The organism is Leptotrichia wadei (assembly GCF_007990445.1).
GTDB lineage: Bacteria > Fusobacteriota > Fusobacteriia > Fusobacteriales > Leptotrichiaceae > Leptotrichia > Leptotrichia wadei_A.
Genome location: NZ_AP019841.1, coordinates 1,444,946 through 1,458,457 on the forward strand (window position 1 = coordinate 1,444,946; position 13,512 = coordinate 1,458,457).

The window sequence follows — 13,512 nt, forward strand, 5'->3', positions numbered from 1 at the left end:
TAAATTACTTTTACTAATTTCCATTATTTGGATTAGTCCTGTATTCCTTCAGCAATTCATCATTTTCCATAATAAACGGCTTAGCCACAGGCTGTCCCCATGCAGTATCATATTTATTCATCAAATAGTCGTTAAGTTCTGTCCGATTGTTAAATTTTAAAACCTGATAAGGCTGTTGAAATGCCAATTTTTCAACGAACAATAACTTTCCATCCTTTTCAGGAATTAAAATCCCAACATGCCCTATAAACAGGATATTTTCTTCAGGATCATCATTAAAATGGAAAAATACAGAAATCATTGATATTTTACTATTTTTATCAAACTTAATTCCCCGCTCTTTCCAGGCATTTTTCACATTTTCAGCATGAACTCTCACATCCTTAGTCATCTTTGTCGGAATTTCTGAAAATAAATTAATAAATTTATTCTCTTCATTTTGAGAAAACAGCTTAAACGGCATATTCTTCAATGATTCTATATCCATAAAAAGCATTTCCCCAGTTTTTACAACTGGCTTTTCCATTTTTATATAATTTTTCATCAATGTGAATGCTGTTATCCGACAGTTAAATCCAGGAAAATTTTTATTCTTTTTGTCCCAAATTTTCTGTATCGCCACTTCATCATAAATTGGATTTATATTTTTAGAATTAATAAATCCTGACTTTATCAAATCTTTATTTTCAGTCGCTTCATTATAGTAATTTACACTTTTAAAAAAAAGATCTATATTATTAGAATCAACCCCTGCATTTTCCAAGCTTTCCTTAATCTCATCCTGAGCCATCTTATCTGCTATATTTGAATAATTTATGCTTTTTAAATATTCCTTTTCTGTTTTTGAATTTTTTATATTTTCAACAGCACTCTGTTTTTTTATATTGCTCTTTTCAACACTATTTTCATTGGAACAGCTTAATACAAATATAATTGCTGCTAAAATCAATAACATTTTTTTACTTTTCATTTAATCACCTTTTAATAAATATTTTTTATTTTACAATTTAATATTTGAAATTAAGATTTATTATTTACATTAAAACTTTTGCTATTATTTGTAAAATAATTTTTTTTATTTTGTGAAACTGAGATTTTCAAATCTTCCATATCATTTTGAGCTGTCTTATTATCAGAATCTTTATCTTCAGCTAATTCCAAATACAAATATTTTCCATCTTTCGCTTCCACATTTTCATCATCTATCTTATCACTTGTATATATTTTAGAAACTTCTCTATTCACTTTTGTTTCAGTTGTATTAACGATTGGTTCATCATTTTTATCTTCTGTATTTTTTTTAGAAATATTTTTTTGGGTAACTGTAACTACATTTTTTGACAATTTTTCATTTTTGATGGACTTATCAAATTCAATAACTACAGCTTTTACTTTTTTACCTGAACCTTTGTTCTCAGTTACTGTCGTTACATTTTTTACATTATTTACACTCAGATTTCCCTTGTCTGCAATTTTTATATCAATATGATTATCCTTACTTTCTGTCAGTATCACAAGCCCAACTAGCATAATCAAAGCTCCAAGCACTGCATTTCCTAAACTTTTCATTTTCATAACATTTCCTCCTATTCTTGAAATATTTTATATTTAATTACCTTATTAATTTATTTTTCTATTATACATCACATTTTTGTCAAAATTTTGTTTTTTTCCTAAAAAAACCTTTTAATTTCCCAGTATTTTACAGAGAATCAAAAATTTTATTATAAAATAAAAGGAATTACCTTAAACCAGTTAAAATAAATTCCTTTTATCATTTCAGTTATTAAGACTTTAATATTTAAACTATAACCATCAAAATTTATTATATGAAATAATTTTACAAATTATAAACTAAACAAGTCTATTTTACTTTTTTTGAAACTCATCGACTTTTTTCATAAGACTGTCCCATAATTTATTTCCTTCTTGAACTGCCTGTTGTCCCAATTCGCTATTTTTAACATCATTTATGCTCTTTTCAATACCCTTCAACGCACTAAGCATTTTTTCAACATCAATTTGTTTTGAAGAATACAATTCTTTACCCTTTTGAAGCAATTTTGGACATTCCTTGTCAAATGCCGCATCTCCAGTTGGATTACATTTTGTATTTTTAAATAAGTTACTAGATTTTTTTACATTGTCCAAAGCCTTTTCGCCATTTCTAATTCCTTCGCCTGTATCCTTTTTTTCAAAACTTTTCTTTAACATATCCATCAAACTTGATGTATTTCTTTCACTATCTGCAAACATTTTATCAATTCTAGCTTGTTCCCTTTTTACATTTTCCTGAACTTGTGCATCATTCGGGTTTGAAATTATGTTATTTTGAATAACTGGTGTTCCTTGATTTTGTCGATTCTGATCCTGCTGGTTTTGATCCTGATTTTGGTTTTGGTTTTGATTCTGATCAGTTGTTATATTTGCCATTGTCCCTTCAGATTGCTGTTGAGCGCTCATATTATCTGAATTTTCATTATTATATAAATAAATATTATAAAATCCTCCTCCTAAAAGAGCTATAAGTGATAAATAAAACAAGCCTTCAATAACTTTATCATTCGTCGTTTTGGCATCTCTTACTTTTCCAATAGCCTCATTTTTCCCAAGTCCTTGTTCTTCCATATATTCTTTCATCAATTTCCTATTTTCAATTCCCTTTTTCACATAAGGAATTCCTGTCGCAATAACGACAACTAATGCAAATATTACAAATAACATCATAACTGCTCCTTCTTTTACTTTTTTTTAAATTTTTTATACTAAACTCCATTTAACTATATTTTTATTTATTTACCAAAAAAATCATTCTTTTGTTAAAAACATTTATGACAATTCTACTTTATTTAAATGAAGAATATTATAAAATTTAAGATTTTTAATCAAAAAAGATACAAATCCATATACAGCAAGGGTTCTTGCTTGTATAACTGACTCTATGCCTTTCTTCCTTTTTTATTAACACTGTATCTCCTTTTCCTAATTGTAGTTTCATATCATTAGTATTTTTTATGTTTTTTATTATATTTTCATTTGCATTAAAATTTTTATCTTCACAGCTTCTATTTCTATAATATTCAATTTCAGCATTCCCCTGAATCAAAATTACAAATTCATTTTTATCAGATTCCTGCCAACCTGTCACTTGTCCAGTCGAAATAATTTTCTCAATTTTCACATTCTCATTTTCAGTCAAAATTTTTACAACTTCTTTTCTCTCAGATAAATCCTTTAAATCAAAAATATTTATCTTTTCCATTTTATTTCCATTTTCAATTTCATTTATTTCACTTGTCCCCATTTATTTCTCCCCCTTTTACATAAAACCTTATTTTAAAAATTTACGATAAAAAATTTGACTTTCTCATATAATTTAAATAAATTTAACCTATTTATTTTTCTTTTCACCTTCTGAAATATCAATAAATTTATATTCCTTGTTACCCTTTGCAGCTACAGTCTTTTTCTTCTTTTCCAGTTCCAAAACACGTTTTGCTATCTTATCTTGCTTTTCAATCAAGTCATCCAGTTTATAATGTAAATCTTCAATTATAATTTCATTTTTTAAATTAACTTTATAATCATTTTCAGATTTTCTTCTATCCATTTTCTTTTTTTTATTTTGATTAAAAACAATAAGTGAACAAAAAATCAATACTACAAACGACAAAATCACATTCATTATAACAAATGAATATGGATTAAACTTATCTGCTAAAAGAAAAACAACATCTATTAAAGTCCACGCCAACAAAAATATCCCCATAAAAGCAATGAATTTCCCGCTTCCCACAAAATTTAAAACTTTATATGAAAACTGTTTCTTCTCACTTTCTTCTTCCTTTATAACTTTTGAAACTTTTTGTTCCAGCAGCATGTGTATGATTTCTTCCCTTTTCATCTCATCATCCACATTTTTTAACATATTTTTTAATACTTCTTCTTTTTTAACTTTAGATTCATTTTCTAAATTATCTTTATTTAATTCCACATCCTTTTTTACCCTACTGGAAGCTACATTTCTATTTATCACTCTTCCATTTTGTTCTTCAATCCTGCTTTTCAATTCTGACTTCCCTCCTCATCGAATTTTAAATCATCCAATAAATTAAATGATATTAATATTTAAATACATTATTCCATTTAAATTCAATCTTAAACTAGTTTTATTATTATAATACCATTTTCAAGAGAAAAATACAAGCATTACATAAAAATAAAATTTTCCAATTTTGAAATCTCGAAAATATTAAATAATTTTTTTAATAATCAATAAAGTTAAAAACAAAAAGATTAAAAATTTATTTTTGAATTTATCAATAATCATAATCTTTCTAATTCTTTAGCTATATTTTTAAGATCATTATAAAGTGAAGAATTTTCATAGGCTTTTTTTCTCATTTCACTTTCTCCCCAAAGTTTTTCAATTTTATCTTTGTTTAAATAATCAGACGGCACATCTCCTAAATATTGCAAAGAATTTATTTCATGCTGCTTATTTGAACTGCTTGAATAACTTTTATTTACGAGTCCAAAAAGTTCTATTTCATAACTTAAATTTAGTTTTTCAACCGACTTAGTTATACTTTCTTGAAATTTAAATTCTTTTCTCACTATTTGCGCATCATTATTTATAATGTTTTTTACTTCAGATAAATTTCTTATTTGGCTAGGATATGTGAAAACTTGGTAATTATCTGTAACTCTACAATTTATTTTGACTTCAGCTTCGCTAGAATTTGTAAGAACTCCAATTCCTGATAAATAATCATTTAAATAACTATAAACTTTAGTATCATTACAGCCAAAAATATGATATTTTACATAGGCTTCCCCAAAATATTCTTTAATTTTGCTTTCTGTATCTCTAAAATTAGGTACAATTTTTTGCGCTTTCCTAAAAGTATATATTGCTTCCCTATAATCCTTTTTAGTTCGAGCGTAAGAAATTTTAACTAAAGCACTTTGATAAAGTTCATTTGCTTCTTGATAATCAGCCTTTTCCTTTAATTCTATAGCTTTTGTATATACGTTTTTGTAATTTCTTTCATATTTTCCATAAACTTTTTGTGCTGCTTCATTTAATTTTTGCGCATCACGATATTCTCCAACTTTTTCTTTTATATTAGCATATTCTATAAATTTATCAGCTTTAACTTGAGATATTTTTTTTAATACAGATTCATATTTTAATATTTTGCTTTTAGATACATTTTTTATTTCATTTAAATTTTTAGTATAATTAATAATATTACCATAGTATTTATCAAGTGTTGAAATAATATCTCCAAAATCTTTACTTTCCAAGTTTCTTGATTCTATACGTTTATCTATAATTTTATAAATTTCACTTAAAAGCTCATCGCCATCATATTTTGACAAAAAATCAGTAAAATTTGAAGATTGAGAATAAGTATCAAACAATACATAAATTCCATAAAGTCCTTCATAACCATCTTGTTTTTCCCTCAAATCACTACTTCCAGCTTCTGTCTTATAACGATTTACAATATTAGAAAATTTTTCCATAATTTCATTTTTAACATTCGGTTTAATTTTTTCAACTTTGTTTGGATGTTTCTCAAAATAACTTAAAGTAAGAGATACACTTTTTATATATTCTCCATTATTATATGCCCTTTGTGCATCTTCTAATTCACATGCCACAACGGAAAATAACAACAATAAAATTAAAAATATTTTTTTCATAAAAAACACACCCTTCCATCTTAATTTAATAAATACTTATTCTATCTTTCATTTAAATTATACAATAAATTTATTAAAAGAAAATGAGAATATTATGTTTTTTCTTCACTAATCTTGCATATTATAAAAAATAATAGTATAATTACTCTATATAAAAAATGATAAAAAAAGAAAAATAGAAAGAGGTATATTATGAACTATAAAAGTACAAGAGAAATTAATCCCAATAATGTAAAAAGTTCCACTTTTGGGGCACTTCATGGACTTTGCGAAGATGGAGGATTGTATATTCCAGAAAAATTGCCAAATGTGAAATTGACTTACGAAGAATTGAAAGACTTGTCTTATCAAGAAATTTCAGAAAAAATTATAAAATTATTTTTTACAGAATTTTCAGATGAAGAAATAAAAACTGCTATAAATAATGCTTATAACAGCACAACTTTTAACGACAAAAACATTGTTCCAGTTCACAAATTAAATGATAAAGTGAGCTTTGGAGAATTATTTCACGGAAGAACATTGGCGTTTAAAGATTTGGCTTTATCACTTTTCCCATATTTACTTCTTTTGAGTAAGGAAAAACAAAAAGAAGACAAAAAAATCTTAATTTTGGCAGCGACTTCTGGAGATACTGGAAAAGCAGCACTTGAAGGATTTAAAGATGTTGATGGAATTAACATTGTCGTTTTTTATCCAAAAAATGGAGTTAGTCCAATGCAGGAAGAGCAAATGAGAAAACAGCTTGGAAACAATGTGGAAATCGTTGCAATTAACGGAAATTTTGACGATGCTCAAAGCGCTATAAAAGTGATTTTTTCAAGCGATGAATTTAAAAAATATGCAAATGAACACGATGTTATGTTTTCAAGTGCAAATTCAATAAATATTGGAAGACTATTCCCGCAAGTTATATATTATGTGACAACTTATGTAAATTTAGTAAATGCTGGAACAATTAAAGCTGGGGAAGAATTTAATGTAGTAGTTCCAACTGGAAATTTTGGAAATATTTTAGCAGGGTTTATTGCAAAAAAACTTGGAATACCAATCAAAAAATTTATTTCAGCTTCAAACAAAAACAAAGTTTTAGCTGACTTTTTCCAAACAGGAACATATAACAAAAACAGAGACTTTTATGCAACAAATTCGCCATCAATGGACATTCTTCTTTCATCAAACTTTGAAAGATACTTATATTATGCGTTAAATGAAGACAGCAAGAGAGTAAGTGAATTAATTAAAAACTTGCTTTCAGGTGGAGAATTATCGGTAAGCGACAAAGAACTAAAAAATATTCAAAATGAATTTTACGGAGAATTTGCAAATGATGATGAAACTGTAAGTGCAATTAAGGAAATTTATGAAAATTATCACTATTTAATGGATCCACATACGGCAGTTGCTTATTCTGTTTATGAAAAATTAGACGAAAAACATTTAGATAAAAATATTCACACAGTAGTAATGTCAACAGCCCATCCATTTAAATTCCCGACTCCAATTGCAAAAGCACTAGGATTGGATGATACAAAAGAGCCATATACAATTTTGGATGAAGTTTCAGAAATTACTGGAGTAAAATTCCCTGAAAAATTAACTGAAGTTAGAAATTCTGAAATTAGATTTTCAGATGTGATTGATAAGGCTGATATTCAGGATTTTGTAAAAAAATATATAAAAGATTTAAAATAAAATATTAATTAATTATTCAATAAATCCAATGTTTAGATTGAAAATTATTGAAAAAATAATATTAAATATAAAAAGAGTCGTAATTTAAACGGCTCTATTTTTTTTGAAATATTATATAACAAGGGGCTTAAACCCCTTGCTAAAACCTAATATTTAAATAAGTATTATTAAATTTATGCTTTTTCAGCCATCATATCCTTAACTTTCATAAGCCTTGTAATACTTGATCTTTCATTTTCATCAAGTTTCATCTGGATATAACGGATTGTTTCTTCAAGTTGTGGAATTGTCATATATTCCAGTGCATTTACACGACGTCTTGTCTTTTCCACTTCATCTGCCATAAGCTGACAAGCCTTTTCTATTTCCGCCAGTTCAAGCAAATCTTTCATTACTTGATTTAAGCCGTCAACAGCATCATCTAGGTCAGCAGAAGTTTGAGCATATCCATAAGGATAGTTTACTTCCCTACTTTCCATATCCTTATTAAAAGTCATTTGAGGCACAATTACACTCATTACATTTTTAGTTTCTATATTTACAGAAAGTTTATCTTCTGAATAGGCAATGGCATTTTCCAGCATTTCATCAGACATTACTCCCCTTGCAAGAAGAAAATCCTTAAATGAATCTTGTAACTTTCCTTCAACTTCTACACGTAACTTTCTATTTTGTTTTACCAAAATAATAAATTGCCGCATAAGTTCATCTTGCTTGTCCTTTAACAGTTTATGTCCACTTTTAGCAGTTTTTAGACGTGTCTTTAAACGGCTTAACTCCATTCTTGTAGGATTTACATTTAATCTTGCCATAGTCTATTCATCTCCTGCAGGTAAATATTTTTCCAAATATTCATCTCTAATTCTTTTCAACTCTGTTCTTGGTAATATTTTTAGTAAATCCCATCCTAAATTTAATGTATCTTCAATAGTTCTGTTATTATCAAACCCTTGAGCCACATATTGTTCCTCAAATGCTGTTGTAAATTTAACAAATGCTTTATCAGTTTCAGACAATGCTGATTCTCCCAAAATTACAGCCAGTTCTTTAGCTTCTTTACCAGCTGCATAAGCCGCAAATAATTGGTTCATTGTATCCGCATGATCTTCCCTTGTCTTCCCTTTTCCAATTCCTTTATCCTTCAATCTTGAAAGCGACGGCAAAACATCAATTGGAGGCATCAAATTTTGTTTATATAAATCTCTTGATAAGATTATTTGCCCTTCTGTAATATATCCAGTCAAATCTGGAATTGGGTGAGTCTTATCATCTTCAGGCATTGTTAAAATAGGTATTTGCGTAATTGATCCTTCACGCCCTTTAATTCTTCCCGCTCTTTCATAAATTGTTGACAAGTCAGTATATAAGTATCCTGGATATCCTCTTCTTCCTGGAACCTCTTTTCTTGCCGCCGACACTTCACGCAATGCTTCACAATAGTTAGTCAAGTCAGTCAAAATTACAAGTACATGCATTCCTTTTTCAAATGCCAAATATTCTGCACAAGTAAGTGCCATTTTTGGTGTAGACAGACGCTCAATTGCTGGATCATTAGCCAAATTCATAAACAATACTGCTCTATCTATTGCCCCAGTTTTTATAAAATCTTCCGTAAATGTTTGAGCTTCTTCAAATGTAATCCCAATCGCTCCAAATACTACCGCAAATTTAGAATCTGTTCCCAAAACTTTTGCTTGTCTTGCGATTTGAAGTGCTAATTCTGCATGTGGAAGTCCTGAACCAGAGAATATTGGTAATTTTTGTCCTCTAACAAGAGTATTTAGCCCATCAATTGCAGAAACTCCAGTTTGGATAAATTCTGACGGATAATCACGGGCAACTGGATTTATAGCTGTTCCGTTAATATCCAATGTCTTTTCAGGAATAATTTTTGGTCCATTGTCTTTTGGACGTCCAAGTCCATCAAATACACGTCCAATCATATCTTCAGACACTCCAAGCGAAAGCGGTCTACCAAGAAATCTAACTTTTGAATCTTTCAGGTTAATTCCAGCTGAATTTTCAAATAATTGAACGACAGCCTTATCTCCATTTACTTCAAGCACACGCCCACGACGAAGTTCTCCCTTCTGAGTTTCAATTTCAACAAGTTCTTCATATTTGATTCCTTCAACACCTTCAACCATCATCAATGGTCCTACAACTTCCTTAATAGTTTTATATTCCTTAAGCATTTGCTACACCTCCTTTATTTACAAGTTCATCTATTCCTTTTTCCAATTCCTTTGCCACTTCATCAATTTTATTTAATTCAGCTTCAGGCAAATATTTTGCTCTTGCAATTCTTTCTCTCACTGGCATTGCTACAATTTCATTTAAATAAGCGCCATTTTCAAGCCCTCTTAACCCTTCATCATAAAATTTCAATACTAAATCAAGCATTTTATCCTGTTTTTCAAGCGAAGTATAAGTATCTGACTCCATAAACGCATTTTGCTGCAAATAATCTTCTCTTATTGATTTTGCAACTTCCAGTTTAAGCTGATCCTTTTCTGATAAAGTATCTTTACCAACTAATCTAACAATTTCCTGCAAACTGTTTTCCTCTTGCAGCAATGACATTGCACGAGCTCTATTTCTAGAAAACTCAGGTCCTACATTTTGATTCATCCAATTATCAACTTTTGCTTGATACAATGAATAAGAATTTAACCAGTTAATCGCAGGGAAATGACGTCTATATGCTAAATTAGCATCTAGTCCCCAGAACACCTTAACAATACGAAGTGTAGCCTGTGATACCGGCTCTGAAATATCCCCACCTGGAGGTGAAACTGCTCCAATAACTGTCAATGCTCCTTCTCTTCCATCTTGTCCAAGACAAATTACTTTTCCTGCTCTTTCATAAAATTCTGCGGCTCTTGAACCTAAATAAGCTGGGTATCCTTCATCTCCTGGCATTTCTTCAAGCCGTCCAGACATTTCCCTAAGTGCTTCCGCCCATCTTGAAGTAGAATCAGCCATTATTGCCACAGAATATCCCATATCTCTAAAATATTCTGCAATTGTAATCCCTGTATAAATACTTGCCTCTCTGGCTGCAACCGGCATATTTGAAGTATTTGCTATAAGTACAGTTCTCTTCATTAATGATTGTCCAGTTTTTGGGTCAATTATTTCTGGAAATTCCATAAGAACGTCTGTCATCTCATTTCCACGTTCTCCACACCCTACATAAACTATAATTTCAGCATCTGCCCATTTAGCCATTTGGTGTTGCACAACTGTTTTTCCAGATCCAAAAGGTCCTGGTACACAAGCAGTCCCACCTTTAGTTACAGGGAAAAATGTATCAATTACCCTTTGTCCTGTAATTAATGGAGCTTCTGGATTTAATTTCTGTTTATATTTTCTTCCACGTCTTACTGGCCATTTTTGCATCATTTGAACTTCTACATCACCTTTTTCAGTTTTAATAACTGCAATTGTATCAACTACTGTATAACTTCCACTTTTAATAGTTTTCAAAGTCCCTTTAATTCCAGCTGGCACCATAATTTTATGATTTACAACAGAAGTTTCCTGAACTGTTCCTAAGACGTCACCAGTTTCAACTATCGCTCCAGCTGATAAAACAGGTTCAAATTCCCATTTTTTTTCTCTATTTAAAGGCTTAACCTCTACTCCTTTATCCAAAAAGTCCCCTGCTATTTCCTGATATTCCTTTAACGGACGTTGAATCCCATCAAACATCGCTTCAATAAGCCCAGGACCCAATTCAACACTTAAAGGCTCTCCAGTTGTGAAAACCTCTTCTCCTGGTCCAATTCCCGATGTTTCTTCATATACTTGAATAGAAGCCTGGTCGCCTCTCATTTCAATAATTTCACCTATCAATTTTTTCTCCGAAACTCTTACCACGTCATACACATTGGCATTTTCCATACCTTCTGCAACAACAAGAGGCCCAGATACTTTTATTATTTTTCCTGTTTTCAATGAATTTCTCCTTTCATCTAAAATATGTTCGATCCTATTGCCTTTTCAACGTATTCGTCTATCTTTTTAAGTCCAATTCCTAGACTTCCCTGATTATTCGGAATCAAAATAACAGCTGGAAGCACTTCACGATTGTATCTTTCAATAGTATTTTCAACTAATGTGGCAATTTGCTCTGTTACAAAGATAATGCCATAGTCATTGCTTGCCATTTCATCAATTGTACTTCTGGCTTCTTCCTTTGTAATGACTGGATACACATCAATTCCCAATGCCTTAAATGATAAAATAGAATCCTTATCTCCAACTACACCTATTTTATGCATAAGTTTCACGCAACCTTTCCCTTATTTTATCCGAACTTATGTTGTTAATCTTGCTTACCATTATCATTCTGACTGCATTGATTTCACGCTCTTTTGCAACTAAATATGTAAATAATGGCTCTGGTCCGAATACAACATATTTTGATTCTTTATTTAATTCCATTAAATAATTATCAGAAATTTTCTCAAGTTCCGATAATCTTTTTGTCTCATTAAATGTTTCTAACCCTTTTGCCAGATACATTCCCAATTTTTCTTTCTTGAACTTATTCAAAATAGTATCTATATTATCATTTATTGAAGCGACAATTTTATTTTTTGAAATTGTTCCACCTTCAAAAATAACAGTTTCCAAGAATCTCGCATCACGATTTTGCTTTTGAACTCTAAGCAAAGTTATCATATTCTGAAAGTCAATCAATCCTTCAACATAATCAGTAATAACTTTTACATCAATCTCTTTTGCTAAACGTGATAAATTTCTAAAGTAATGCTTGTCTACAAGTATATCAATTCTTTGCGGATTATGATTTTCTTCAAAATCTTTTTGAACTTCAACAATTGCCTCTATTATTTCCCTTGGCAAATCATTACTTTGCAGCTCAAATTTTGTTTTAAATTTTCCAGCATCAATCGTTCCAGCCTGCATAAGCAAATTTGAAAAATCTTTTCCTGTTATTTTACTTTTTAATAATACTTTCAAGTTATGATAATCATACTTCAAAGATAAAATATCAACAATCGTAGTGTTTTTAACCATTTTTCTCACAATTGAAAATACCCGCTCTGTTTCCCTTTTCAGTATTGTTTCATAATCTTGACTACCATGAATATCAGCCATATCTTGAGAATATTCTGTTTCTCCCAATAATTTTAGCACTTCTTCGGGAGTTTCGGCTTCTATCATTCTTTCCAGTCTATTTCTAGTTAAAAGCCTCTTTTCCAGTACCCTAATAGTTACGACACTCTGTCCGTAATCCATTCTATCCATCTTTTTCTCCCTTTACTGATTCATTTTTTAGTCGCATGTACAAAGTTATAATTTTTACTGATACAGCATTTAATTTTTTATTTTTTTTATCATTTAAATGTTATTATTTTTCAGCTTTTTAATTTTTACTTTTACAATTAACTCTCAATTTATTTTTATGTTAGACCTATTTTTTAATTTATACTAAAAATATTAATTTTTTATTATTCAGCTTTCTAGTTATAAAATAAACCTGTTATGAAAATAAAAGTTTTGAAATTTCAACTTCCAGTTCATCCCTCATAAAGTCCAATTTCACTTCAAAAGTGTAATTTTCCTGAATCCCATTTTCTTCAATAATAAATCCTGAAGTTACAAACTCATTTCCCTTTACTTTTGCACCTGGAAATTCCTTTTTAACTTTTCCCACAAATTCTTTTTTTACAATTAGCTCTTTCCCAGTTATAGTTTTTTTATCAATATTTTTATTCAAATAATTAATATATTTTTTTTCATCCATATTAACAAGTTTTGTTTTTAATTTATCTATAACTTTATCAATTACAGCCTGCTTTGCTTCCAGTTTTTTATTTCTAGCCTTTAAATTAGCGCTTGACTTAATTCTTTCAGAAAGAAGTTCACGATCTCTTCTTGCATTTTCAAGAACAGTTTCTTTTTTTGCATTAATTTTTTTTATTTCAAGATCATATTTATGTTGCGCCTTTTCCTGTGCATCTTTTACAATTTTGTCTGCCTGTGCTTTAGCATCAGCTAATATTTTTGATGTTAAATTATCTAAATTAGACATATTTTCTCCTTCTTTGCTTTTTATGTCATATTTAATTCTTT

General features: G+C 29.4%; 13 protein-coding genes. 1 reads left to right on the forward strand and 12 read right to left on the reverse strand.

The features are described from left to right. Positions 1-13: 13 nt before the first annotated feature. From FVE74_RS06945 to FVE74_RS06970, 6 genes are all read right to left on the reverse strand, one after another. Positions 14-970 carry a DUF4300 family protein gene (locus tag FVE74_RS06945; RefSeq protein ID WP_147003840.1) on the reverse strand — a complete coding sequence of 319 codons (957 nt, stop codon included), beginning with the start codon at positions 968-970 and terminating at the stop codon, positions 14-16. A gap of 50 nt (positions 971-1,020) precedes the next feature. Beyond that, positions 1,021-1,575 carry a hypothetical protein gene (locus FVE74_RS06950; protein ID WP_010129075.1) on the reverse strand — a complete coding sequence of 185 codons (555 nt, stop codon included), beginning with the start codon at positions 1,573-1,575 and terminating at the stop codon, positions 1,021-1,023. Between the two features lie 294 nt (positions 1,576-1,869). Beyond that, positions 1,870-2,727 carry a hypothetical protein gene (locus FVE74_RS06955; RefSeq protein ID WP_232053901.1) on the reverse strand — a complete coding sequence of 286 codons (858 nt, stop codon included), beginning with the start codon at positions 2,725-2,727 and terminating at the stop codon, positions 1,870-1,872. Positions 2,728-2,881: 154 nt separating this feature from the next. Further along, positions 2,882-3,304 (reverse strand): hypothetical protein, encoded by a 423-nt coding sequence (locus FVE74_RS06960; protein ID WP_232053902.1) that lies wholly within the window; start codon positions 3,302-3,304, stop codon positions 2,882-2,884. A gap of 87 nt (positions 3,305-3,391) precedes the next feature. Then, complete coding sequence (locus tag FVE74_RS06965; RefSeq protein ID WP_147003841.1) at positions 3,392-4,069, reverse strand: DUF1003 domain-containing protein; 678 nt, start codon at positions 4,067-4,069, stop codon at positions 3,392-3,394. 257 nt (positions 4,070-4,326) lie between these two features. Continuing rightward, a complete protein-coding gene (locus FVE74_RS06970; protein WP_147003842.1) occupies positions 4,327-5,712 on the reverse strand; it encodes a hypothetical protein in 1,386 nt (461 codons plus the stop codon). A gap of 192 nt (positions 5,713-5,904) precedes the next feature. Here FVE74_RS06970 and thrC point away from each other — a divergent pair, with 192 nt between their 5' ends. Further along, the gene (thrC, locus tag FVE74_RS06975) at positions 5,905-7,407 is read left to right on the forward strand and encodes a threonine synthase (protein WP_147003843.1); all 1,503 of its coding nucleotides are present in this window, start codon (positions 5,905-5,907) and stop codon (positions 7,405-7,407) included. A gap of 173 nt (positions 7,408-7,580) precedes the next feature. Here thrC and FVE74_RS06980 read toward each other — a convergent pair whose 3' ends face one another. The 6 genes from FVE74_RS06980 to FVE74_RS07005 all read right to left on the reverse strand — a co-directional run bounded on the left by FVE74_RS06980 (position 7,581) and on the right by FVE74_RS07005 (position 13,471). Beyond that, positions 7,581-8,219 (reverse strand): V-type ATP synthase subunit D, encoded by a 639-nt coding sequence (locus tag FVE74_RS06980; RefSeq protein WP_147003844.1) that lies wholly within the window; start codon positions 8,217-8,219, stop codon positions 7,581-7,583. A 3-nt stretch (positions 8,220-8,222) separates the two neighbouring features. After that, positions 8,223-9,602 (reverse strand): V-type ATP synthase subunit B, encoded by a 1,380-nt coding sequence (locus tag FVE74_RS06985; protein WP_147003845.1) that lies wholly within the window; start codon positions 9,600-9,602, stop codon positions 8,223-8,225. Then, positions 9,595-11,367 carry a V-type ATP synthase subunit A gene (locus tag FVE74_RS06990; RefSeq protein ID WP_147003846.1) on the reverse strand — a complete coding sequence of 591 codons (1,773 nt, stop codon included), beginning with the start codon at positions 11,365-11,367 and terminating at the stop codon, positions 9,595-9,597. Before FVE74_RS06990 ends, FVE74_RS06985 begins: the two co-directional genes overlap by 8 nt. Before the next feature lie 17 nt (positions 11,368-11,384). Continuing rightward, the gene (locus tag FVE74_RS06995; RefSeq protein ID WP_021746909.1) at positions 11,385-11,693 is read right to left on the reverse strand and encodes a V-type ATP synthase subunit F; all 309 of its coding nucleotides are present in this window, start codon (positions 11,691-11,693) and stop codon (positions 11,385-11,387) included. Continuing rightward, a complete protein-coding gene (locus FVE74_RS07000) occupies positions 11,686-12,684 on the reverse strand; it encodes a V-type ATP synthase subunit C (protein WP_147003847.1) in 999 nt (332 codons plus the stop codon). The genes FVE74_RS06995 and FVE74_RS07000 overlap by 8 nt, the downstream gene beginning before the upstream one ends. A 235-nt stretch (positions 12,685-12,919) precedes the next feature. Next, positions 12,920-13,471 carry a V-type ATP synthase subunit E gene (locus FVE74_RS07005; RefSeq protein ID WP_147003848.1) on the reverse strand — a complete coding sequence of 184 codons (552 nt, stop codon included), beginning with the start codon at positions 13,469-13,471 and terminating at the stop codon, positions 12,920-12,922. Positions 13,472-13,512 lie beyond the last annotated feature (41 nt).